28 protein-coding genes and 1 tRNA gene are annotated in these 23,454 nt (G+C 43.6%); 10 read left to right on the top strand and 19 right to left on the bottom strand.

Translation table 11 applies throughout. The features are described 5' to 3' along the window. The first annotated feature begins 19 nt into the window (after positions 1 to 19). The 5 genes from ICV89_RS03790 to ICV89_RS03770 all read left to right on the top strand — a co-directional run bounded on the left by ICV89_RS03790 (position 20) and on the right by ICV89_RS03770 (position 4,022). A complete protein-coding gene (locus tag ICV89_RS03790) occupies positions 20 to 205 on the top strand; it encodes an AlpA family transcriptional regulator (RefSeq protein ID WP_215309829.1) in 186 nt (61 codons plus the stop codon). Between the two features lie 167 nt (positions 206 to 372). Beyond that, entirely contained in the window at positions 373 to 2,472 is a 2,100-nt protein-coding gene (locus ICV89_RS03785; RefSeq protein WP_215309827.1) for an AAA family ATPase, read from the top strand. 282 nt (positions 2,473 to 2,754) lie between these two features. Then, positions 2,755 to 3,150, top strand: a complete 396-nt coding sequence (locus ICV89_RS03780) for a hypothetical protein (RefSeq protein ID WP_215309825.1) — start codon at positions 2,755 to 2,757, stop codon at positions 3,148 to 3,150. Between the two features lie 9 nt (positions 3,151 to 3,159). Further along, a complete protein-coding gene (locus ICV89_RS03775; RefSeq protein ID WP_215309823.1) occupies positions 3,160 to 3,537 on the top strand; it encodes a hypothetical protein in 378 nt (125 codons plus the stop codon). Positions 3,538 to 3,776: 239 nt separating this feature from the next. Beyond that, positions 3,777 to 4,022, top strand: a complete 246-nt coding sequence (locus ICV89_RS03770; RefSeq protein ID WP_215309822.1) for a hypothetical protein — start codon at positions 3,777 to 3,779, stop codon at positions 4,020 to 4,022. Between the two features lie 406 nt (positions 4,023 to 4,428). Here ICV89_RS03770 and ICV89_RS03765 read toward each other — a convergent pair whose 3' ends face one another. The 8 genes from ICV89_RS03765 to ICV89_RS03730 form a co-directional block, all read right to left on the bottom strand. After that, positions 4,429 to 4,620, bottom strand: a complete 192-nt coding sequence (locus tag ICV89_RS03765; protein WP_215309820.1) for a DUF2892 domain-containing protein — start codon at positions 4,618 to 4,620, stop codon at positions 4,429 to 4,431. A gap of 17 nt (positions 4,621 to 4,637) precedes the next feature. After that, positions 4,638 to 4,955: a metalloregulator ArsR/SmtB family transcription factor gene (locus tag ICV89_RS03760; RefSeq protein WP_215309818.1), complete on the bottom strand. Its 318-nt coding sequence runs from the start codon at positions 4,953 to 4,955 to the stop codon at positions 4,638 to 4,640. A 13-nt stretch (positions 4,956 to 4,968) separates the two neighbouring features. After that, the gene (locus tag ICV89_RS03755; protein ID WP_215309816.1) at positions 4,969 to 5,946 is read right to left on the bottom strand and encodes a sulfurtransferase; all 978 of its coding nucleotides are present in this window, start codon (positions 5,944 to 5,946) and stop codon (positions 4,969 to 4,971) included. Between the two features lie 10 nt (positions 5,947 to 5,956). After that, positions 5,957 to 6,583 (bottom strand): hypothetical protein, encoded by a 627-nt coding sequence (locus ICV89_RS03750; RefSeq protein ID WP_215309815.1) that lies wholly within the window; start codon positions 6,581 to 6,583, stop codon positions 5,957 to 5,959. A 12-nt stretch (positions 6,584 to 6,595) separates the two neighbouring features. Then, a complete protein-coding gene (locus tag ICV89_RS03745; RefSeq protein ID WP_215309813.1) occupies positions 6,596 to 6,829 on the bottom strand; it encodes a hypothetical protein in 234 nt (77 codons plus the stop codon). A gap of 18 nt (positions 6,830 to 6,847) precedes the next feature. After that, on the bottom strand, positions 6,848 to 7,414 hold the full coding sequence (locus tag ICV89_RS03740) for a DUF6691 family protein (RefSeq protein WP_215309811.1): 567 nt from the start codon (positions 7,412 to 7,414) through the stop codon (positions 6,848 to 6,850). A 1-nt stretch (position 7,415) separates the two neighbouring features. Then, complete coding sequence (locus tag ICV89_RS03735; RefSeq protein ID WP_215309810.1) at positions 7,416 to 7,943, bottom strand: YeeE/YedE thiosulfate transporter family protein; 528 nt, start codon at positions 7,941 to 7,943, stop codon at positions 7,416 to 7,418. A 244-nt stretch (positions 7,944 to 8,187) separates the two neighbouring features. Further along, positions 8,188 to 9,048, bottom strand: coding sequence for an MBL fold metallo-hydrolase (locus ICV89_RS03730; RefSeq protein ID WP_215309808.1), 861 nt, complete (start codon positions 9,046 to 9,048; stop codon positions 8,188 to 8,190). 146 nt (positions 9,049 to 9,194) lie between these two features. Here ICV89_RS03730 and ICV89_RS03725 point away from each other — a divergent pair, with 146 nt between their 5' ends. The 3 genes from ICV89_RS03725 to ICV89_RS03715 are packed head-to-tail and all read left to right on the top strand — an operon-like array spanning position 9,195 to position 11,571. Continuing rightward, positions 9,195 to 10,436, top strand: coding sequence for an FAD/NAD(P)-binding oxidoreductase (locus ICV89_RS03725; protein WP_215309806.1), 1,242 nt, complete (start codon positions 9,195 to 9,197; stop codon positions 10,434 to 10,436). Positions 10,437 to 10,448: 12 nt separating this feature from the next. Beyond that, positions 10,449 to 11,249 carry a sulfite exporter TauE/SafE family protein gene (locus ICV89_RS03720; RefSeq protein ID WP_371817872.1) on the top strand — a complete coding sequence of 267 codons (801 nt, stop codon included), beginning with the start codon at positions 10,449 to 10,451 and terminating at the stop codon, positions 11,247 to 11,249. Positions 11,250 to 11,262: 13 nt separating this feature from the next. Then, positions 11,263 to 11,571, top strand: a complete 309-nt coding sequence (locus ICV89_RS03715; protein WP_215309802.1) for a high-potential iron-sulfur protein — start codon at positions 11,263 to 11,265, stop codon at positions 11,569 to 11,571. Between the two features lie 62 nt (positions 11,572 to 11,633). Here ICV89_RS03715 and ICV89_RS03710 read toward each other — a convergent pair whose 3' ends face one another. From ICV89_RS03710 to ICV89_RS03700, 3 genes are all read right to left on the bottom strand, one after another. Continuing rightward, positions 11,634 to 12,353 carry a Crp/Fnr family transcriptional regulator gene (locus ICV89_RS03710; protein WP_251370902.1) on the bottom strand — a complete coding sequence of 240 codons (720 nt, stop codon included), beginning with the start codon at positions 12,351 to 12,353 and terminating at the stop codon, positions 11,634 to 11,636. A 113-nt stretch (positions 12,354 to 12,466) separates the two neighbouring features. Then, on the bottom strand, positions 12,467 to 13,483 hold the full coding sequence (locus ICV89_RS03705) for a cytochrome d ubiquinol oxidase subunit II (RefSeq protein WP_215309800.1): 1,017 nt from the start codon (positions 13,481 to 13,483) through the stop codon (positions 12,467 to 12,469). A gap of 3 nt (positions 13,484 to 13,486) precedes the next feature. Next, positions 13,487 to 14,848, bottom strand: a complete 1,362-nt coding sequence (locus ICV89_RS03700; protein ID WP_215309798.1) for a cytochrome ubiquinol oxidase subunit I — start codon at positions 14,846 to 14,848, stop codon at positions 13,487 to 13,489. 140 nt (positions 14,849 to 14,988) lie between these two features. Here ICV89_RS03700 and trxC point away from each other — a divergent pair, with 140 nt between their 5' ends. Then, positions 14,989 to 15,408 carry a thioredoxin TrxC gene (gene trxC, locus ICV89_RS03695; protein ID WP_251370939.1) on the top strand — a complete coding sequence of 140 codons (420 nt, stop codon included), beginning with the start codon at positions 14,989 to 14,991 and terminating at the stop codon, positions 15,406 to 15,408. 195 nt (positions 15,409 to 15,603) lie between these two features. Here trxC and ICV89_RS03690 read toward each other — a convergent pair whose 3' ends face one another. The 8 genes from ICV89_RS03690 to acs form a co-directional block, all read right to left on the bottom strand. Continuing rightward, positions 15,604 to 15,915 carry a cytochrome c, class I gene (locus tag ICV89_RS03690; protein ID WP_215309794.1) on the bottom strand — a complete coding sequence of 104 codons (312 nt, stop codon included), beginning with the start codon at positions 15,913 to 15,915 and terminating at the stop codon, positions 15,604 to 15,606. Between the two features lie 10 nt (positions 15,916 to 15,925). Further along, complete coding sequence (locus ICV89_RS03685; RefSeq protein WP_215309792.1) at positions 15,926 to 17,146, bottom strand: molybdopterin-dependent oxidoreductase; 1,221 nt, start codon at positions 17,144 to 17,146, stop codon at positions 15,926 to 15,928. Positions 17,147 to 17,257: 111 nt separating this feature from the next. Continuing rightward, positions 17,258 to 17,500 (bottom strand): DUF2789 family protein, encoded by a 243-nt coding sequence (locus ICV89_RS03680; protein WP_215309790.1) that lies wholly within the window; start codon positions 17,498 to 17,500, stop codon positions 17,258 to 17,260. A 330-nt stretch (positions 17,501 to 17,830) separates the two neighbouring features. Further along, positions 17,831 to 18,352 carry a hypothetical protein gene (locus tag ICV89_RS03675; RefSeq protein WP_215309788.1) on the bottom strand — a complete coding sequence of 174 codons (522 nt, stop codon included), beginning with the start codon at positions 18,350 to 18,352 and terminating at the stop codon, positions 17,831 to 17,833. 15 nt (positions 18,353 to 18,367) lie between these two features. Next, positions 18,368 to 18,859, bottom strand: a complete 492-nt coding sequence (gene pal / locus ICV89_RS03670; RefSeq protein ID WP_215309786.1) for a peptidoglycan-associated lipoprotein Pal — start codon at positions 18,857 to 18,859, stop codon at positions 18,368 to 18,370. Between the two features lie 84 nt (positions 18,860 to 18,943). Beyond that, positions 18,944 to 19,297: a hypothetical protein gene (locus tag ICV89_RS03665; RefSeq protein ID WP_215309784.1), complete on the bottom strand. Its 354-nt coding sequence runs from the start codon at positions 19,295 to 19,297 to the stop codon at positions 18,944 to 18,946. Between the two features lie 326 nt (positions 19,298 to 19,623). Then, positions 19,624 to 19,714: transfer RNA gene (locus ICV89_RS03660), tRNA-Ser, on the bottom strand. A 60-nt stretch (positions 19,715 to 19,774) separates the two neighbouring features. Then, positions 19,775 to 21,748 carry an acetate--CoA ligase gene (gene acs / locus ICV89_RS03655; protein ID WP_215309783.1) on the bottom strand — a complete coding sequence of 658 codons (1,974 nt, stop codon included), beginning with the start codon at positions 21,746 to 21,748 and terminating at the stop codon, positions 19,775 to 19,777. Positions 21,749 to 21,915: 167 nt separating this feature from the next. Here acs and ICV89_RS03650 point away from each other — a divergent pair, with 167 nt between their 5' ends. After that, positions 21,916 to 23,439, top strand: a complete 1,524-nt coding sequence (locus tag ICV89_RS03650; protein ID WP_215309780.1) for a fumarate hydratase — start codon at positions 21,916 to 21,918, stop codon at positions 23,437 to 23,439. The last annotated feature ends 15 nt before the right edge of the window (positions 23,440 to 23,454 follow it).

Genomic DNA, 23,454 nt, shown 5'->3' with positions numbered 1-23,454 from the left:
AATAGACGAAAGGAAATATATGCAAACACCTAGCAAGCTAATTCGTATTGGAGCAGTCTCAAGCATTACTACCCTAGCCAAAAGTACTATCTGGGCTAAGGTTGCGAATGGAGATTTTCCAAAACCCATCAAACTGGGCACAAATGTCAGCGTATGGAGAGAATCTGACATTGCAGCCTGGATTGATACCCTTGCAGCACAGTAATAAAGTTTTAAAGCAGTAGAAGAACTAGATACGTCTAGCTGGCATCGGCCCCGTGTAGCGACAAAGCGCACGTAAAAAAACACACAGACACAGCACACACCGAAGTACCAAAAAGCAGCCCTAGGCGAGCCGGGGAATTCTATTTTTTAAATTTAAGGAACATGAAAATGTTTAAGAGTAATCACATCAACTTAGCAGTAAATGCTAGCGGATCTGCAGGAAAAGTTTCAAACCCTGCTAAAGAGGCCGCAAATGATAGTCAGCCAATCGTTATCAGCAATAAAGAGTTCCTGGGGACGGTGTTTAATAGCCCCTCAGACGCCCTTGGATGCTGGGTAACCTCCTACGATGTTAAGCCTCAAAATTCTGGGCCTGAGCATTGGACTGGTCACTTCATACATGCCAACTCTTGCCCTGAAATGGAAGGGTCAAATAACTATTTTTCAACCTCACTCTTTAATCGCAATCAATATCCTTTAAGGCGTCAAATTAGCTGCGCTGAGGCGATGTATTGCGTGGTTCTTGATGACCTCAAGGAGACTCCTTTAAAGCCTTCCTGGAGCCTAGAAACATCCTTAAATAACCATCAGCTAGGCTTTATTTTGCAAGAGCCAATTAGAGATATGGATCAAGCAAAAAGGCTACTAACGGAAATTGGCCGAAAAAGCCTTGTGAACGGCAACGACAAGTCGGGAAACAACCCCATTCGTTATGTTCGATTACCAGTTGGATCAAATACCAAATATGACAAGCCATTCAAACATGTATTGCACAAGTGGAATCCAACTGCCAAGTACACCCTATCCGAGCTCATTACTGCCCTCAAACTTGATGAGAAATTTATTTTGACAGGATCCAGAGGGACTAAAGATGTATTTGAAGGCCTAGTTTTGGGAAATGACATTGCCGATCTCACCCGTCAAATCTTACAAAGCGAACACTACTATGAGCCCTTGTTAAAACTGACTAGCCACCTTATTGCACTTGGGAATCAACCCAAATCTGTAATAGCCCAAGCGCAAGGAATCATGGAAGCGATTGAGCCTAAGCCGGCAGATTGGCATGTGTATTACAACAAAATTCCCTCAATGGTAAGCGGGGCCTATGCCAAGTATTCCTCAATAGGAACAAACGAGAAACCGACATTGGAATGGTTGCAGGAATACTTCAAGGACTACAACTACTCTGATGAGGCTCCTGTTGCAACCAATTTTGTTATCGACGGATTTTTAAGTGATGAAATTTTTGCTATCGCCGGTGCACCTGGAACGGGGAAAAGCTCAATGCTATTTCAATTGGCTATGGCAGCAGCACACCTCTGCCCTACTGACTATGAACTCAAGCCAATATTACGTAGAAAAGTTGTTTATCTGACGGAAGATGCTAGGCAGGCAGAAAACATAATCTACGCTATGAAAAAATGGGGAGGAGTTACTGCTACAAGCGAGGAAATGCACGATTGGTTTAGCGTGATTGAAGTGCGCCGCATCAAGCCAGAATATCTTGAGGCTTTCATTGAGTGGAAGGTATCAGAAAAGACTGTCATTCAAGAAGGAGAAAACGGACGAAAAGTAGGCGTACCGCCACTCATTGTGTTTGATACAGCAGCTGCTACATTTGATTTAGAGAATGAATCAGATAACAGCGAGGTCAGTGACGCAATATCGCATGTCAAACATGCCTGCTCGACTAACAATACTCCGCTTTGGATCGTGGCCCATAACTCCAAAGCCCAACGAAATGATACGGAAGATATCCAAATTCGAGGGGCGTCAGCATGGACCGGAGATGTTCATGGGACTGCATATATCTTTGCTGAGCCCGGCCTTCCCAGTCGCTATATGAGACTGCGCAAGCGTCGATTTGAGGCTGAGTTTGAGGAGCTGGAATTTGCCACCGAGACTCATTCAATTATGGTCCAGCATGCTCTGGGGCACATGGTTGATAAATCCTATCGGGTTGGCTATTGCAAACGTAGCTCAGTCGAAGAGCGGCAGTTAAAACAACAAATTGCCAAAGATACGGCCGCTAAGGAAAAAATGCGTGGAATGCATGAGCAAATCATCAAGCAAGTGGCCCTACTTCTTTCCGAGGGAGCCAAAAAGGTTTCTAAAAGATCGATTCACCCCGGAGTAACAGGTCAAAGCAAAGTAATCAATGAACAAATTGATTACTTAGTGTCCACGGGGCAATTGAACAAACATTCAGATGGAAAGTTCTCAATTGAGTTCACTCCTAATGATGTTAAGGACACCGAATGGCCCTAATGATTCCGCTGATTCCCAGTGATTCTTTGTGACGCTCTCTTATAAGGTCATGAAGATGTCAGTGGTAGATGGGAGCTAAAAAGAGCTCCCTCTACTGACTCTGACCCAGTTCTGAATATCTAAAAATGTGATTCCAAAGATTAATACAGAGCTGGGAATCAGGAATCAAGGAATCAGCCTCATTTTTTTGTAATTTTTATTAACCAAAAGTGGGTTGCTGGCAATCGAACAAATCAAACCGATGCCAGTGATTCCAACTAATTCCCCCATAGGAAAAATGTAATGTCTAAAAATACAGTTTCATTTGATCAACTCTCCACACTCCTAGACGCCACTACCAATGGCATGGACGAGGCGTTTGAGTTTCGCTGGCTTCGGGAAACGGGCCCAGTAGAACGAGAAATCCTAGTCCAAACATCCTTAAAGGAGAACATTATCCGGGTCACATTCCCCTTCCAGGATGTAGATGGACGGGGACGAATTTGGCTTAAACGGGTTTATAGAAAAATTGACAAAAAAGATGTCCTCAAACTACTGGAGATCACCCGCTTTCTGTCGACTAATCTGGAATGCCCCATCCGGATGGGTAAACACACTGAATCAGATATCAGTCAGTTTGTAACTATGGAGCAAATTCTAAATCTCACCCATACAACTGAAATCTACAAAATAAATTAAGGAAATAACATGGACGCATATTTAAATATTTTTGGAACAGATGATCATTACTTCGAGATTATCGATGCTTTGATGGAATACGGTACGGAGCACGACGATATTCATAGGTGCTTTCAAACCGCACTTGAATTGGCACAACAGTATTCAAAGGTTAGCTATGACGATAATGAACAAGCAATTCAACAGATCTTGTTTGACACTCTTGAAGCGATTGTTTTTGAGGGCCTGGAAGATCTGATAAGCCATCGCTGGGAATTTGAGGACTTCTCTACCCCTGAGTTTCTTCGAATGATTAATCGCCCACTGAGCGACCTATCTTCCATTCATGGAAGATATATTCGGAAAGAAAACATAAGAGATCTGCTGCTCCCAAAAACGCTTCAGTGATCTCTTATACGCGCGCGTGAGAGGGTGGACTGGACTTTTAACCCCATTTTCAGCCCCTTGTCGCAAATGCTTACAACTAGGCACACAGCTAACTCAACAATGTTCTTAAAAGTTGATTGGGTTAGCTGTGTGTTTTTCAAAAATAAAAAATTGGTAGAAAAATTACTGTCAAAAAATGACAAAAAAACACATAGAAAGTTAGAAAAATCATGCAAAAACGCACCAAAAAACGGAACAAATTGACCACAAATTCTGAAATTGCAGAATTAGCTTACTCGCTGCATCTGGCAGCCAATCGTTTGAGGCTAACAATCTCAATAATTAACATTCCCTCTGCTTACCGCATTCAAATTTCTAGGCACGTTCAATGGATGATCAATCAAGCCCAATCCCTTGGCAATGAGTTGCAGGCAAAGAATCCTCAAGCGTTTTTATCCAAAGAATCCACTGAGCGAATCTGCGAACAACTAGGCGTATTTGACTAATTTTTAGAAAAAATTATCCGAACTTGCCTTCTTAGGGGCTCGGTATGGGTGGTAAGGCCAACCTAGAAAAATGGGGGATCGATATTTAAACAAGGCGGGGTCACCCTGTCGCCCTATCTAATTTCAATTTATGGCTAAGGATGCCTAGATTAGCTGTTGGTAATTATTTTGGTAACAATTGGGAGATAGCTGTGAGAGCCAAGAAGATTGGTCACGCTAGGCGGAGCATTCCTCCGCAATAAACCCAGATACCTGACGCAAAAAAAAACCAACCCCCAAAGGGCTGGCTTTTCTATTCTGCTCAAGCTATGAATAAGGCAAGGTAAATATGCATATATACGTATATTTGTATATAAGAATATTGCACACGATTTTCTACATCTTATTAAAGCTAAAAGACTTTATATTAACTACAATTTTTCCCGGTATTGACTCCAAGTAACGTGTAAGCTGGGCAAAATTTAAATAAACCAGTTACTAGGGGCACAATACCAATCCAACCCCATACACCCACGGTTCCAGATGCAGCTAGACCAATCAATACCAAGCCTACCGCTATACGTAATACTCGATCTACACCTCCGACATTGCATTTCATATTAAGACTCCTTTTGGTTATTTACTACAGTAATTTTGATAAAGCACATTCATCACTTCCAGGGCCACTCGACTGGAAAGCGAATAGTAAATTTGTTTGCCCTCTCTCCTGGTATTGACTAGCTCTTCATTTCTAAGGACGGTGAGTTGCTGGGATAAGGTAGGCTGATGAATGTCTAAACATTCCTCAAGCTCACTAACGCACATTTCACCCTGACTTATTTGACACAACAACATCATTCGATCTCTATTTGAGAGTACTTTCATCAAGCGACAAGCATCATCTGCCGATGACTGCATCTTCTTTAGATTAATATTGGTTTTAATAACGGGCATAGCGGACCTTCTCTTAATTCAGCGGCACACCAACCAATGGACGACCTTCTAAAGTCCAAAGGTATAAAGAGCCATCGTATAACTTAGTAGATTTATTGCCTACTAGCTCTGACATAACAAACCAACCACCAGCCGCTAAGTGGCCAGTATTGCAATAGGCAATTGTTGGTCCTTTAACACTTAAACCATTGGCCGCCATCAATGCATCGTAGGTATTCTTTTGCCAGAAATACAATGCGCCATTGCTTGGCTTTGCTAATAATTCAGGCGCTAACTCTTTCGAGCCCGCAATATGACCAAAGGTCAGCACATCCGGACGTTTTGCAAGGCCTAAGTATTGAGCAGGCTGACGCGCATCCAATAATTGCGGCTTACCTGCTTTAGATGCAGCAGCTACATCATCTGAACTAGCGATTAATTCTTTGCGATATGCTTTCGCAGACCAATTACCAGTTGCCTTTTGAGTATTGGTAGTTACGTATTCACGTCCCTCACCAAGCCAACCAGCAATTCCGCCATCTAATACAGCTACTTGATCTTCGCCATACACCTTGAATGACCAATAAGTTCTTAATGCCTCGTCGATATCGGACATATCCTGTCCAATAGGCACGAGCACAATCGGCTTATCAGAGTTGATGCCTAAAGATTGAACCAACTTATCAAAATCTGCTTTTTCTGGAATCAGAAACTTAATCTTTTTTCCATCTACCAGACGCTCTACACGTACCTTCTTAAAATCTAGGAGAGTGGAATTAGCAATATGGCCACCAACCTCTACTAGGAATTTCTTACCAGTCTTTTTGTCGGTATCAAATTCAGGGTTTCTGATGTAGCTTGCTAAATCCGTTCTTACTTCAATTACCTGAACATCAGATAGATTATTGGACAACCAATCGGCACTGACTACTGGACCAGGCAAGGTAATTGCCTGAACTAGGCTCACCAAGCCGGTTAGGGCAAATGCTAAAAGCCATTGAATTTTTTTCATCTCTACTCCCTTATGAATTTACAACTAACAAATTGTCTGAAAGACGACCCATCAAATCAATCTTGCATTCTGTTAAAACATGATGCTTTTTTGAGTTCAATACCAGCTCACGATTGCCCTGCTCTTCCACTAGTCGAGTAATCTTATGATCTCGCTCTAAAAGCAAACCCTCAATCTCTACAGCAAATAATTGAATTAAAGCGCTAATCCAATTGCTTACTGGAGCCATACGACCTTTTGTGGTCACTTGAAACTCTTTAGTGAGTTTGATGACAATGTCCGAATTAGCCATCTCTTCGCCGGTAACCCACTGGTTAGTGGTAAATAAGCGAACTGGCAAACCCTTCTGGTCTAAAGAAATGCCAATAAGATGATGAAAGATATTTGCATCACGTTTAATTACATGAAAATGGCCATGCTCACCATTAGGCATTTCATTTGCAGAATGCGCATGGTAGTAGAACTCATAACCACTATGCTCATCCACAAGATCATTACTTGGATAGTGCTGCCACTCAATAAAATCCTTGGCGCCACATAAAGCAGCTTCATTCAAGGTGCGCCCGGTTTCGGCATATCGCATCTGAATATTTGCTAGCGCTTGTGCGGCCAACCAGAGATTAGATTGAGTAAGCATATATATATTTAATTACTCTGCAGCTTTACGCTTTTTAGGGCCGCAAGGATTTGCAGGACCACATGGGTTAGCTGCTTTTTTCTTTGCAGGGCCGCATGGATTTGCCGACTCTTTTTTAGGACCGCAGGGGTTCTTCTGCTCTGCGCCTGATGGATTAGCAGGGGCATCTGCTGAATGTGCCAATGGCGCAGCCACCAAACCAGCTAAAGCCATTGCCAACGCAGCTACTGTTGATTTCTTAGACATAACTTTCCTTTTAATTGATTAAACCTGGGAACTAACCGGGCCTTTGGACTTCTTCTCCATCCAAGAGCCCAAGATAAATACTCCGACGGCCGCAATAATCAAGCCAACATCGATTGATATACCCGATATGTGGAATGCGTCAGGCAATGAATCTGCTTTTACATACTCACCCAAAGTCGTCAAGAACTCGATACTTGGATAGATGCCAGCAAACAATACGGTCCCTAACAATAAGCCAAGCAAAAATATGGCTGCATCAATGCGTCCAGACATCAAACCCACTACTGAGGTGCCCGGACAATAACCACCGATTGCAAAGCCTGCGCCAACTAAGGCGCCGCCTAATGCAGCAGCGCCTAAAAATGCAGGTGGTACAAATAAGCTACCCGCATCCACAAGACCTGTCTGCTCCAAAATTAAGAGGCCTACGGCGGCGAACACAATAGCCGTGAACATCACTTTAAATACAGACCAATCTGTTAAACGAAACTGGCCAGTTAACTTATTTGGGTTACCAAACCCTGCGCGTTCCAATACAAAGCCAAAGGCGGATCCCAGTAGAAGACCTGAAAGAATCTCACTCATCTTATTTCTCCTCTTTCAAGAAACGGCTTGCTAACAAACCTACGGCAAAAAATGTTCCCAGGAAGGTAAAACCGGCCAGGCTGAGTACTGCTGCACCGGACAAACCAAGGCCGCTAGTACAGCCAGCCGCAATCCTTGCACCAAAACCTGCAAGCACGCCTCCACAAAGGGCTGTCCATGGACGCTTAGATCCACCTAAAAACTTTGCACCGTCCATCTTGAATTGAATTCTGTGCGCAAAAAATGCAGAAGTAAGCGCTCCAAGAGCTACGCCAATCACTTGCCAAGTAATCCATGCATTTAATGGCTTGCCCTCCTCAACCATCCCACCTAGGTAGTCATTTGCATTGGTTGCTACAGGTGCAACGTACATTCCAACCCAAGCTGTTAAGCGAGTAGTAAATCCTGTAGCACCAAGCCCATGGCCAGTGACAACAAAAGTTGCCAAAAGAACCATTCCGAGAAGAATTCCCGCTACAAGTGGCTTCATATACGGCGCCGGTTTAACCTGCTCTACTTTTTTAGTCATCTTGCTTGACCTTATTTAATTAATTAATAATATATATTTATATATATTATTGAATATGCAGTCAAAGTCAAGTAAATCTAGAAATAACCAACTAGATTTTGATCTAAATCAAACTAGCTAACTTTTAGAGATGCATACATACGTATTTACGCATGTATGCATGGAGTTGAATAGCCGGCTATTTAGGCTATCGAGGCTTAAATCATCAAAAATCTATAAGTAAGACCGCACTCCGAATGAGGGGCTAGACTCCATTAACGGGGATCTTTAGATAGGAAACTCCATTTGATTCTTTTGGAGGAAATACACCTGCTCGAATATTGACTTGTATTGCCGGAAGAATAAGGACCGGCATTTCCAAAGTCACATCACGTTTTGTACGCATCTCAATAAACTGCTCCTCAGAAATTCCATCATGCATATGAATGTTGGATTTTTTTTCTTCCGCAACGGTAGTTTCGAATTGTACTGGGCGACCATTAGGAGGATAGTCATGACACATAAATAAACGTGTCTGCGGGGGATAACTCAAAAGCTTTTTCATGGATTGATACAAGACATGGGCATCGCCACCCGGGAAATCACAGCGAGCAGTACCAACATCAGGCATAAACATCGTATCACCAACGAAAATAGCGTCGCCAACCTGATATGCCATACATGCAGGTGTATGTCCCGGAACAAATAACGCCTTTAAACTTAGATTGCCAAAATGAATCTCTTCGTCATCCTTTAGCAAATGGTCAAATTGTGATCCATCGGTCACAAATGAATGTTCCAAATTAAATATATCTTTGAAGACACCCTGCACTATTGAAATATGATCGCCTATTGCTACCCTACCCCCTAATTTAGACTTCAAATATGGAGCAGCAGTAACGTGGTCAGCGTGTGCATGGGTTTCTAAAATCCATTCGGTCTTGAGGTTGTTCTTTTTGATGAACTCAATAACCTCGTCGGCCATTTTGGTATGTGTACGCCCTGATTTTGGGTCATAGCTCAAAACCGAATCAATGATGATGCAAGCAGAACCTGGTTTTTCATAAACAACATAAGTCACAGTCCAGGTATCTTTATCAAAAAAGCCTTTTACAACAGGGTTCATCTCTATCTCGCCTAAGTGAAATTTCTAGGTGCAATTATTTAATAATGCTGGTAAAAATATGATAATAACTAATCATTATATACATATTACTTTAAGTAATATAAGCAGTATCCCTTTATAACCATTGGCTAAGGAAGTACGCAAAGATGAGTAATCAACATCAAAATACAGAATATGACGTGTTAATTGCAGGTGGTGGTGCGGCAGGCTTGGGTCTGGCTGCAAGCCTAAAAAACCGAGATCAAACACTAAAAATTGGTGTTATTGAGCCATCAGAGCATCACTACTACCAACCCTCTTGGACTCTGGTGGGTGGAGGCGCGTTTAATGTTCGAAATAGCAAAAGAAATACAAAAGATGTCATACCCAAAGGCGTTACTTGGATTAAAGACAAAATTATTGGATTTAACCCAGATGCGAATGAAGTAAATGTTTCGTATGGAGACCCAATTAAATATAAGTATCTTGCAGTAGCAACAGGGTTAAAAACAAATTGGAATGCAATACCAGGCTTGATAGAAAGCATTGGTAAAAATGGTGTGACTTCAAACTATAGCTATGACTACTCCCCTTACACATGGGAGCTAGTAAAGCAAATGAAATCAGGCAAGGCAATTTTCACACAACCGCCGATGCCAATTAAATGTCCTGGTGCTCCACAAAAGGCAATGTACTTATCTTGCTATGAATGGGAGCAACAAGGAAAACTCAAAAATATTGAAGTGGAACTAAACAATGCTGGCGCAGCTTTATTCGGTGTTGCAGACTTCGTACCACCTTTAATGGAGTATGTAAAAAAATATAACGCTCAATTAAATTTTAATTGCAATCTGATCTCAATTGATGGGCCCAACAAGAAAGCGACCTTTGCAGTCAAAGATGCTGATGGCAATACAACACAAGTTGAAAAGTCATTCGATATGCTACACGTCGTTCCTCCTCAGGGGCCACAGGACTGTGTTAAGGGCAGTCCATTGGCTGACTCAGCAGGCTGGGTAGAAGTTGATCAATTTACTTTGCAACATACTCGTTATCCAAATGTATTTGGATTGGGCGACTGCTGCTCATCACCTAACTCTAAAACAGCTGCTGCCGCCAGAAAACAAGTTGTTGTAGTTGCGGAGAACTTATTAGCACACAAACATCATCAAGCAATGCCACTCAAATACGATGGTTACGGCTCTTGCCCGCTTACCGTTGAGAGAGGAAAAATTGTTCTTGCAGAATTTGGTTTTGGCGGAAAACTCCTGCCAACATTCCCATGGTTAATCAATCCACTTAAGGCTACTAAGCTTGCATGGATCTTAAAGAAAGATGTGCTTCCTTGGCTTTATTGGAATGCCATGCTCAAAGGTAGAGAGTGGCTTGCTCGTCCATTTGAAAATTAACAAATGGAAAATATGTTGATTGCTCCAGCGCTTGGAGTATTCATTGGCGTACTGATGGGGCTTACTGGAGCTGGGGGCGGCATTCTTTCAGTGCCCCTGCTCGTGTTTGCCTTTCACATGCCGATCTCGGAAGCCGGCCCCATTGCCCTAACTGCAATCGCCCTGTCTGCTGGGGTCGGTGCACTCATTGGCTTAAGGGCCAAAGTTCTGCGTTACAAGGCTGCCTTGTTTATGGCGCTCTTTGGACTTATCCTCTCACCCGTGGGTTTATGGGTTGCACAACGCGCTCCGAATACACCACTGCTATTACTGTTTAGTGGAGTATTAATTTACGTCGCAGGCAGAATGTTCATTCAGGCCACTCAAACGATTGCCGGTAAAGCACCCGAATTGACTAAGCCGCCGCCATGCCAGCTCGATATGTCAATTGGCAAATTAATTTGGACAGTGCCTTGCGCCAGATCTTTGATGTTAGCTGGCGCCTGCGCGGGCTTCTTATCGGGATTACTTGGAGTTGGTGGGGGCTTCATTATTGTGCCCTCTCTTAAGAAGTTTACAGATCTTCCAATGAAGGCAATCGTAGCTACATCATTAGGTGTCCTTGCTATGGTTTCTGCCGGGGGTGCAGCAATATCGCTAGCGTCAGGCATTTTAGATTTTTCGATTGCTGCTCCGTTTGCCATTGGATCTCTAGTGGGCCTGCTAATAGGCAAAGTCTTAGAAAAAAATATTAGCGGCCCAAGAGTTCAGCAAATATTTTCTGTTTTTACTTTTTTAGTTGCTTTGAGTCTTATTTATAAATGCATTATTTAACCTGGAGAAATATATGAAACCAACCCGTCGTCAATTTATGATTTTGTCTGCTGCTGGTGCCTGTACCTTGGCTTTGAACGGAAAAGTTCAAGCTCAAGCAATGGTTGCTGAAACAGATCCACAAGCCGCTGCTTTAGGTTACAAAGCGGTTGCCACAACTGTTGATAAAGCAAAGTATGCAAAGTATGCTGCTGGTCAAGAGTGCGATAACTGCGCCTTGTTCCAAGGTAAAGCGGGCGATGCAACTGGGGGCTGTTCTTTATTTGGAACCAAGAAAGTTGCTGGCAAAGGCTGGTGCTCTGCTTACGCTAAGAAGGCTTAATTGCTGCATATGCATTAATGCCATTACAAGGCTGCTTCGGCAGCCTTTCTTTTTCACAAAAATTAAAGGCCGCGCTCTGAAAAAGCACGTAGTGTATCAATATTGGGGACTTGGACAGTAAGCCTACTAATATTTGATATGAGTCCCTGCTCTGACATGGATGCTAAGGCCCTACTAATGGTTTCAAACTTTACATCCATCATCAACCCCATATCTTCGCGCTTAAACAATGGCGCAACTGCGGAATTACCAGATGGCTTTGCTAGCTTTAGAAAAAACCGTGCAAGCCTAACTTCGATCCTACCGGTATTAATCTCAGAGAACCATGACTCCGATTGCGATAAAGCCTCCCCCCATTTTTTAACGATTTGACGATGAAGGCGTGGAGACTCTTCACCAAGGGTAGAAATAATATTTTTAGGAATTCTGCAAAGACGAATATTGGTTAGAGCTGTCGCAGAGTGAGAGTAAAGATCACCTAATAAAGCTTCCATCCCAAATAAATCGCCAGGAGTCACAACACGCACAATCCTCGTGGAGCCATCTGGATTGAGATGAAGCAACTTTATATACCCCTCCCGCAGAGTAAATAGATGTGATGCTGAATCATTCTGGGAATAAATTAATGAATTAGCTTCATACTTTAAATCATCAATTGGGGCGTGTATTTTCGAAAAGTCTTCCTCGTTTAACTCTGCAAATAAAGCAGAGTTTCTGATAGAGCATGACCCACAGTCACTCTGACCTTGCCACGCAATCTTTATATCTACAGGCTTCATCATAGATTTATCTTCAAATTACTTTATACAGTTATATGCGTATATTCGTATATACGTATACATATATATACGTACAAGGTCATATATAAGATGAATAATAAACGGTGTGAACAGGTCTAATAGTAAGTGAGTGCACTAGCCTTACCCTTAAATATTCGATATGAAAAAAGCGTATACCCCAATATAGTTGGGAGTACGATAATTGCCCCCCAAAAAATTACCCATAGAGATTCAGTGGCTGCAGCAGCTTGCCACAAAGTCATTTTGCCAATGATCACATATGGAAAAATACTATAAGCAATACCAAAGAATGCCAGCCAAAATATCGCAACAACAAAGGCAAATGGCAACCACTCTAGCTTACTAGCACCCCGCTCTAATGATTGGATAGAGTGATTTGTGAGCAGAAATAAAATAGCGGTTGCGATTGGCACCGGTGAGAGCCAAAGAATTTGTGGCCAAGCAAACCATTTATGCATGATTTCAGGGCTAAAGTATGGCGTGGCAGCCGAGACCAATGCAATACCAAATCCTGTGAGCCATAAACTGGTTTTAGCCCATCGAAATGATTGCTGCTGAAGTTGTCCTTCTGTTTTTAAAATCAGCCATGTTGACCCAAGCAGCACGTAACCGGCTGGTAAACATATTCCAACCAGCAGTGAAAAACCCCATCCCAAAATTCCTGAATCAAACCCCACGATCAGGCGGCCGATCATGATGCCCTGAGAGACTGAAGCAATCAGACTACCGGTATAAAACAATAAATTCCAAAGCGGCTTTTGTTCAATATTGACCTTAACCCTAAAGTCAAATGACACGCCTCGAAGAATTAACCCCATCAACATTGCCGCTACAGGTAAATAGAGCTCAGTAAGTATCAGCCCATGAGCCAATGGAAATGCGACAAGTAGCAGGCCAACACCTAAAACAATCCAAGTTTCATTGGCATCCCAAAAAGGGCCAATCGATGCAATCATCATATCTTTGTCATGGTCTGATGCTCGATTGAGCAGCATTCCAATTCCTAAGTCGTAACCGTCCAGAACCACATAAGACAGCATGGCAAATCCCATGGCGACAAAGAAAAATAGCGGGAGCCAAATAGTTGCTTGGGTGTAGTCAATAGAGGTCATAACTTAAGTCCTAAAAAGACTCCAAGAAGTTTCAGATTGCTTTTCAAGTTGAATTTTGGGGCTTTCTTTATCGTCAGCCTGGCGAGCCAGATAGAAGACAACCCAAATATAAGCAGCTAGCAAGCCCACATATAGAGTTAAGTAAGCAAAAAGAGTAGAAAAGACCATGCTAGTTGGCAAAGTGGTTGCAGCTTGCGCAGTGGTCAGTACTCCGGTCACCAAATATGGTTGACGTCCAATTTCAGTTACATACCAACCGGCTAAGACAGCAACCCAACCAGAAAAGGTCATCAACACTAAACCTTTGGCAATCAACTTTGGGAGAGGTCGATTTTGACGCATCTGCCAACGTCCCAACCATGAAAATAAGAGCATTAAGACACCAACGCCAACCATCACTCTAAAAGCAAAAAATACAGGTGCAACAGGCGGAATCTTATCTCCAAAGTCATTTAATCCCTTGACCTCACCATCCCAACTATGAGTTAAGTAAAAAGATGCCAACTTCGGAATGCTGATCTCATAATCGTTAGTACGAGTTTGTTTATTGGGTATGCCAAAGATTACTGCAGGCACACCAGTACCGCCATTCCAAATTCCCTCCATCGCAGCTAGCTTTGCAGGTTGATGATGAAGGGTATTTAGGCCATGTAGATCCCCCAGCATAATTTGAATGGGCGTTAAAACCATGGCTGCAGTAAGCGCTATTTTCATCACCATTGAATTTGCTTCCGAGCGGCTATTACGTAAATAGCGGTAAGCAGAAATACCCGCAATAAAAAACGATACCGTTAAAAATGAAGCCAACATCATATGGCTGAGGCGATAAGGCATCGATGGATTAAAGACGATAGCCATCCAATCAACGGCATGCGCCCTGCCATCAATCATGATGAAACCCTGCGGAGTCTGCATCCATGAATTTAAAGCAATAATCCAAAAGGCTGAAAGACTAGTCCCAAAAGCCACCAAAAAAGTAGCTAATGTATGCACTCTTTGCGAAACACGCTTTGCGCCAAATAGCATGACTCCCAAGAAAGTTGCTTCAAGGAAAAAGGCAGTTAGGACTTCATAGGCCAATAATGGGCCGGCAATATTGCCAACGGTCTCCATGTATCCAGGCCAGTTTGTTCCAAACTGAAAACTCATCGTGATACCGCTCACGACACCCAAAGCAAATGTTAAGGCAAAAATTTTGATCCAGAACTGATATGCCTCTTTCCAGCAATCTAACCCCGTCCTGTTTTGTTGAATCTTGAAGTAAAAGAGGAACCAGCCTAAAGCAATCGAAATAGTTGGGAACAAAATATGGAAGGAAATATTTGCACCAAACTGGATCCTGCTCATAATGAGTGTGTCCAACATCTAATTACTCCTTATTTTTGATGTATTTTTATTATCCTCTTTACTGCCATAGCCCGCTGAATAGGCCTCAAATAGAGCGGATAATGGAAATGATATAAATTAATTAACTTGACTCCAATAGAGTGCAAAGGGGATTGGTAATGCTTATTAAATGCCCAAATTGTCAGAAATTTAATCGACTGCCGCTTGAACGGATAAATGAAAAACCTATTTGCGGCGCTTGCAAATCAAGTTTAGCTTTAGGAGCTATAGAAGCTGACCAGGCAAGCCTAAAAGAAATCCTTACTCAGAGTAAGTTGCCTGTCATTGTAGATTTTTGGGCGCCTTGGTGTGGACCCTGCAAAATGTTTGCACCTACCTTTCAGGCTAGCGCCGCTAAATATGGAGAACAAATACTCCATGTCAAACTCGACACGGAAGCGAATCCAGCAATCAGTCAACAGTACAACATTCGCTCAATTCCCACATTGGCTATCTTTAAAAATGGATCTGAAGTTGAGAGAATTTCTGGAGCATTGCCGCCCTCACAATTAGAGCAAGTAATTTCTAGGGTTAAATAATTAAACCTGACACAATGCATAAATAATACGTTTCTTAAGATAGCCCTTTGTAGCTCGGTGACCCAAGATGGAATCGGAAAAAGTCAATACCAATCTCATCCCTAAGAAAAATACATCATGAACTTTGTTTTGGGCTTCTAATGAAAAAACCACCCGAAGGCGGTTTAAGTATTAATAGGGCTGGATTCCGAATCTCTACTTCCTATTTGCCCCATAGGTCTTATTTAAGTAATCGACAATCACTGGCACTTCTTCATCAGTAATTGGCGCTTTGAAGACATTTTTCATTCTCAAGACCTGAGCATTCCAATATCCCACCCCAGTGTTTGGTGGCTGATATTCAGCATAATGGGCTGAGTGACAGGCGGAACATTTTTGTAGGGTTAATTGATAACCAGGCAAATCTGATGGTCTCCATAAAACAGTATCTGCTGGCAACTCAATTGTTTTAGCTTGGGCCATTTGTGCCAAAGCAAGAGCGGATAGAAGGAGGATAATTTTTTTCATATTCTTCTCCTTAAACCGCTGTGACTTTGACAGTCTCAACAACGTTCCGCATGTAGCCAGCAGGCATCCAGCTAGCCGTCATCGGTTGAACTTGGCCGGCATGATTAGAGGCTCTGACCCGCAAGTCCAATGTCCCTTTTTGTTTTGGTGTGAATTCAACACGCCACTCTCTAAATGAGAAGCGTCCAAGATCCTGACCCAATCTAGCCTCCGTCCAATTCTGCCCATTATCCTGAGAGAACAGTACTTTCTTAATGCCATAGCCAGCATCAAAGGCAATGCCTCGGGCTTGAACCGGCTTACCAACAGTGACAACGCTATTGTCTGTGAAGTTCGTAATGAAAGAGCGAATCGTAAATTGATTAATTGGAATCGTTTTAGAAGGAGCGGTGCCGGGCGCAACACAGTTACAGTCATTATCTGGGATGCGATAAGCAGGATTCATCCAATAACCGTTATATACATCATCAACCACCTTAATTTCACTAAGATGTTTTACCCAATAAGTACCGTAGTAGCCAGGCACAATTAACTTAATTGGATAGCCGTTTAGAAAAGGAATGTCGGTACCATTCATTTGGTAGGCAACCATGACATTGCCATCCATGGCGTGATCTATATCTAAACCTTTTACAAAATCAGAATCGCTTGGCAATACCGGCTGATCCAAGCCATCAAAGGTGACCTGTTTGGCGCCACGACCAGGGTTGGCGGCCTTCAAAATATCTTTTAGAGCAACGCCAACCCAAGCGGCATTACCCATCGCGCCATTACCGAGCTGGCCACCATTGACTCTAGGTTCAAACAAGCCACGACTGTTACCAGAGCATTGATTCACTGCAACAATGCGTTGAGATAGGAAATTTTTCTTTAAAGACTCTAGAGAAATCTCTAAAGGCTTTTCTACGTTGCCACCAACTTTTAATCTATAGGTATTTGGGTCAATCGATGTTGGAATACCGGCCATGTGATAACGCACAAAAAATTCATCATTGGGCGTAATGACGTGATTGTCGTAATACTTAAATGGGGTTTCTAATTGTGGAGGCCTAGAAGTTAACACAATCATGGGCTTCTTTTCAGGAAAGGCCATAAGTTCGCGCTCACCATAGGCTATTGGTAAATTCGTTTTCTCAGCACCCATTACCCAAGATGGCAATAAAGAACTGGCTCCACCAGCCAAAGCCGCTGTGATGACTTTACGTCTATTGGTAAAGTTCTCTGAATTCATGGATGTCTCCTCCATAGTATTTTTAGCTCAAAACAGAATAGCTACTTTTAAGGGGGAACGCCTTGGTGATAACCCTTGGCATTCATTAAAAATGCTTTTTAAACAATATTTTTATGGGTTTGGCTTTCTAATGAGCATATTGGCCAATTGATCAACCACCTCTGACCACTCTGAGTCATCCGCTTTAGTCTCAATCAAAAAAGCCTTTTGATCTGGCGCCCAATAAATGGCATCGGACAGGATAGACCCCGGTTTCAATTGGTGTCTTTCTATAAAACGCTCTATATGAATCTGTTGCGAGGAAAGCCCTAACTGCTCAAATAGCTCCTCAAGGGTTCTCTGATGTTCGCTCATCACAATTCTCCTTTACCAATACTTAAAAGGCCTCTCGGCATCTACATCTCCGCCTAGGGCCCTCATATTCATATTGCAGTGGGGACATGTAAGACCATCCCACTCCGACAGATGACTGCTAGAGTTACAACTGGTGCAAACAGGCAGCATACTAATTTCAGTATTGATGCTTCCTGGATGGGCTACCGTATAAGCATCAATCGTTGAACAAGACTTGCAGACCATTGCCACTCTAGAAGAGTGAAGCCCAACTTCTCTCCCAATGCTACTGATGCATTCAAACTTACAAGAACGACAGACAAATTTATATCTAGCCATAAATCAGCCTCACTAATTCTTTTTAGATTGAAGCGCCAGCTTCTTCATATGCGCATCTTGCATAAGTAATTGCCTTTCTTGATTAGCTACACCAATGGTGATCTTTTTAGCAATAAGATCGGCATATACGCCATCAATCTTTTTAAAGAAATCCTCATAGACCGCTTTCTTTTCAGGACTTAATCCCTCCAAAGCAATAGGTCGGCAGGAATTTGCTTCGGCCAGATAATTCGTTAATGCCTTAGCTTGCTCGTCTGTCAATTTATCTGCAGAGCTAAAGAGAGCCTTTGCATGGGAATTGTTTCTTGTCACAGCAATAACCTGACTATCCACCAGCAAAGCATCAGCACTCTGATTTCCGCGAATGATGCAATCATTTAGTCGCTTAGCTACTGATCCTGAATGATCAGGAGCTGGAGCTGTCATTGGTGATGGGGTTTTAGCAAGCTGTACTGGATTATTGGGTGTAACATTTGTTGCACATCCACCTAGGAAAGCAATTCCTATCAAACTGAATTTAAATATGTTTTTCATTGGGTGGTCCATTGGTTATTGATAGACAAAATCAGCGCGGCGATTTTCTTTAAATGCCGCCTCTGTCTGGGCTGGGTTGGCTGGCTTTTCTTTACCAAAGCTCACCGCCTCTAATTGAGATTCGCTAACGCCTTGAGCGAGTAAAGCCTTTTTAACTGCCTCAGATCGCTTTTGGCCTAGGGCTAGGTTGTATTCAGCAGTTCCACGATCATCGGTATTGCCTTGAATAATGATGAATGCCTTTTGCTTTTGAAACGCTTTTAGATATGCGGCATGGGCAGAGATTGTGGAGACATATTTTGGATCAACGGTATAGCTATCAAACTCAAAATAAATTGAACGCTTGCCGTACACACTAGACTTTGGATCGCTGATTGGATCGTAACCAGAAGAGCTTCCGGCATTAACTGTGGCGACACCATTAGCGTCATCTAACTTAACGCTACTGCAGGCAGAAACGAATAAAACCAATAATGCCAAAGGCAATATTTTTAAAAATTTAGACATAATGATATTTCCCAAAACAAGGCTAAGTACTGCTAGCCGAATAGAAAAGGGCCACGCCCCTAAGGCATGCCCCACCTAAGTAAATTAGGCTATATCTTTGGGTGGTTTAAATGCTGAGTCAGGGAAGTTTTGCGTAAACAAAACTTCATTCGCTAGAGCAAATTTGTGGGCTGTGATTGTCGGAACAAAAAAAGTAACCCCAACATCGCTAATATTTGCAGTCACATGACTCATGAGATACATGGTGTGAACCTGCTCTTTGTCATCAGCAGATTCAGAGCCGTTGTGTGCTTGCTGTGACATTAAGGAAGTACTGTAACTACCCGCGAGTTCTGCCCGCTCAATTGCAGCCTGGATAAAAATACTTCCAGCGGCCGCCTTAAATGCAATTAAGAAGAGGCACATCAATAGGACGAGTGTTTTACTACGGAGCAACATGGATCAAATTCTATACCTGATCGCGATATCTGTCGTTTTAAACGACTTTTAGGGGTACCTCAACATTGGGTCATAGGGTTGAAGTGTTTTAGCCTTCAGAGTCCCATTTCTTGGCAATTTTGAGGTGGCGTATCTCAGTAAAAACCTTGGTTCTGTAAGTTATTGATTTTAAAGTAGGAATCATACAAAACCTCGGGGACTAGTTCTTTGTAAATACCTAGAGTGCCAACCAGTTGAGATTCAAACCGCAATCCAGCGTGGTTTTGGTAACGATTTTGGTAACAAGGGTGTTGTATCTCTACAAACCCTTGTAATACCTATTGACTTGGCGGAAGGGGCGGGATTCGAACCCGCGGTAGGCTATTAACCTACGCACGCTTTCCAGGCGTGTGACTTAAACCGCTCATCCACCCTTCCGTACAGCCCTTGATTATACGTTTGCCGGAAGGATTCACCTCTAAAAGCATGATTGGCTAATTACACAGACTCTTTGAGCTGCTCCAAAATCGCTGGATTTTCTAGAGTGGAAGTGTCTTGAGTCACCTCTTCACCCTTGGCGATCACACGCAACAAGCGACGCATGATCTTGCCGGAACGAGTTTTAGGTAAGTTATCACCAAAACGGACGTCCTTTGGTTTGGCGATCGGGCCGATCTCCTTGCCTACCCAGTTCCGCAACTCAGTGGCAATCTTCTTCGCTTCGTCGCCTGTTGGGCGTCCGCCCTTCAGAACTACGAAGACACAAATTGCTTCACCAGTCAGCTCATCAGGACGACCCACTACTGCAGCCTCAGCAACCAATGGATTGGCAACCAAGCATGATTCGATTTCCATCGTACCCATGCGGTGACCGGAGACATTCAATACGTCGTCGATACGACCCGTAATGGTGAAGTAGCCAGTATCTTTATTGCGGATTGCGCCGTCACCTGCCAGATATAAAGTACCGCCCAACTCTTCTGGGAAGTAAGACTTCACAAAACGATCAGGATCACCCCAGATCGTACGAATCATCGAGGGCCATGGACGTTTCACAACCAAAATACCACCTTGACCATTTGGAACGTCTGCGCCTGCTTCATCCACAATCGCCGCCTGAATACCTGGCAATGGCAATGTGCATGAGCCTGGAATCATAGGAGTTGCACCTGGCAATGGTGAAATCATGTGGCCACCAGTTTCGGTTTGCCAGAAGGTATCTGCGATTGGGCAACGTGAGCCGCCTACATTCTCGTAATACCACATCCACGCTTCTGGATTAATCGGCTCACCGACTGAACCTAAGAGACGCAAAGAAGATAAGTTGTAACTCTTGGGATGCACTGCTTGATCATTGCTCGATGCTTTGATTAATGAACGTATCGCTGTTGGAGCGGTGTAGAAAATCGTTGCCTTGTGTTTTTGGATCATGTCCCAAAAACGTCCCGCATTGGGGTAGGTTGGAACACCCTCAAACACAATCTCAGTCGCACCTACTGCGAGTGGGCCATAGGTAATATAGGAATGACCTGTTACCCAGCCGATATCGGCAGTACACCAGAAGACATCATTTGGCTTAATGTCAAAGGTCCACTTCATTGTGAGAATCGCCCACAAGAGGTAACCACCAGTAGAGTGTTGAACGCCCTTAGGTTTGCCTGTTGAGCCGGAGGTATACAGAATAAATAGTGGGTGCTCAGCACTCACCCACTCTGGCTCGCAAGTAGTGGATTCATTAGCTACGATTTCTTGCATCCAAACATCACGACCCGGTGTCATAGTGACATCTGATCCGGTGCGCTTGCTCACGATGACATGCTTTACATTGCCGCACTCACCCGTTGAGAGTGCCTCATCGCAAATCGCCTTTAAGGGCAATGATTTGCCGCCGCGGAACTGTCCGTCAGCAGTAATGACTGCAACAGCACCAACGTCAATGATGCGATCGCGCAGCGCTTGAGCAGAAAATCCACCAAAGACAACAGAGTGTATTGCGCCGATACGAGCACAAGCTTGCATCGCAACAACGCCTTCAATAGTCATCGCCATGTAAATGATGACGCGGTCACCAGAATTAATACCCATTTTGCGAAGTGCATTTGCCATTTTGCAAACACGCTCCAGCAACTCTTGATAGCTTACGTTGGTAACAGATCCATCATCCGCTTCAAAAATAATCGCAGTCTTTTTGCCAAGGCCATTTTCAACTTGGCGATCTAAGCAGTTATAGGAAGCATTAGTAGTGCCATCTTCAAACCACTTGTAAAAAGGTGCTTTGGATTCATCAAGGACTTTAGTAAAGGGCTTTTTCCAGAAAACATTTTCTTTAGCAAGACGACTCCAGAAACCGTCATAATCGCTGTTAGCTTCAGCACAGAGCTTGTTGTAAGCCTCCATTCCCGGAATGGCGGCGGACTTCATGAAGTCTGCAGGGGGGTTAAATACGCGGTTTTCTTGCATCAATGGTTCCATGCTTTACAGCCCTTCTATTCAATAATCAGTCGTCTTTTTCTGCAAAAATAGCGCAGAGTTAGGGAAACGCATCCCCAAGAGCTAATAAGATAAGTGAAAACACGCTAGATTTGCTCTATGGCAAACCCTTAAAATAGATTAAACCTTACATAATTAAGCCCAAAACCATGACAAATATCAAACAAAACGACCTCATTCAGAGCGTAGCAGATGCATTTCAATTCATCTCTTACTACCACCCTAAAGACTTTATCTCCGCCATGGGCAAGGCTTATGAGCTTGAGCAAGGTGCCGCAGCAAAGGATGCCATTGCACAGATTTTGACCAATAGCCGGATGTGTGCAGAAGGTCACCGTCCCATGTGCCAGGACACCGGTATTGCAGTCGTTTTCCTCAAAATTGGTATGAATGTTCAGTGGGGTGATGCCACCATGAGCGTGACTGAAATGGTGAATGAAGGTGTTCGTCGAGCCTACATGAACCCAGATAACCCGCTACGCGCGTCTGTTTTGACTGATCCAGCAGGTAAGCGTAAGAACACGGGTGACAACACCCCGGCGGTGATTCATTATGAAATCGTCCCTGGCGATGATGTTGAAGTCATTTGCGCGGCCAAAGGTGGTGGCTCTGAGAACAAAGCCAAGATGGTTATGCTCAACCCCTCTGATTCGATCGTTGACTGGGTAGTCAAGACTGTCCCAACGATGGGTGCGGGTTGGTGCCCTCCCGGTATCTTAGGCATTGGTATTGGCGGAACTCCAGAGAAAGCCATGTTGATGGCTAAAGAGTCCTTGATGGGCCCAGTAGATATTCAGGAGCTGATTGCTCGGGGCCCACAAAACCGCATTGAAGAGCTCCGTTTAGAAATTTTCGACAAAGTAAATAAGTTAGGCATTGGCGCACAAGGTCTTGGTGGCTTAGCCACTGTGCTCGACATCAAGATCATGGACTACCCAACCCATGCAGCCTCATTGCCGGTAGCCATGATTCCAAACTGCGCTGCTACCCGCCACGTTCATTTCCATCTGCATGGTGATGGCCCTGCCAAACTAGAGGCGCCCTCACTATCCGATTGGCCAGACGTTACTTGGACTCCAGACACCAAAAAATCGAAGCGTGTGAACTTGAATACCTTAACTGCTGAAGAAGTAGCTGGCTGGAATGAAGGCGAGACGCTTCTCCTGAACGGCAAAATTTTGACTGGTCGCGATGCAGCACATAAGCGCATTGCCGACATGCTTGCGAAAGGCGAAGAATTGCCAGTGAGCTTTAAGAACCGTGTGATCTATTACGTTGGCCCAGTAGACCCAGTGGGAGCCGAAGCAGTTGGCCCGGCAGGCCCAACAACCTCCACCCGTATGGATAAGTTCACCGAGATGATGCTGGCTCAAACTGGATTGATCTCCATGATTGGCAAAGCGGAACGTGGCCCCTCTGCAATTGAGGCAATTAAAAAACATCGGTCCGCTTACTTGATGGCCGTTGGTGGCGCCGCCTACTTGGTTTCTAAAGCAATTCAAACAGCGAAGGTAGTGGGCTTTGCTGACCTTGGCATGGAAGCGATTTATGAATTCGATGTCAAAGACATGCCAGTAACAGTAGCGGTCAGTTCTGCCGGCATCTCTATGCATGAGACAGGCCCCAAAGAGTGGCAAGCAAAGATTGCCGGCATTCCAGTCATGGTTGCTTGAGTCAATTAGTGCGTC

The organism is Polynucleobacter sp. Adler-ghost (assembly GCF_018688495.1).
In the GTDB taxonomy this organism is placed as follows: Bacteria; Pseudomonadota; Gammaproteobacteria; order Burkholderiales; family Burkholderiaceae; genus Polynucleobacter.
This window is presented reverse-complemented; position numbering and strand designations above follow the sequence as displayed.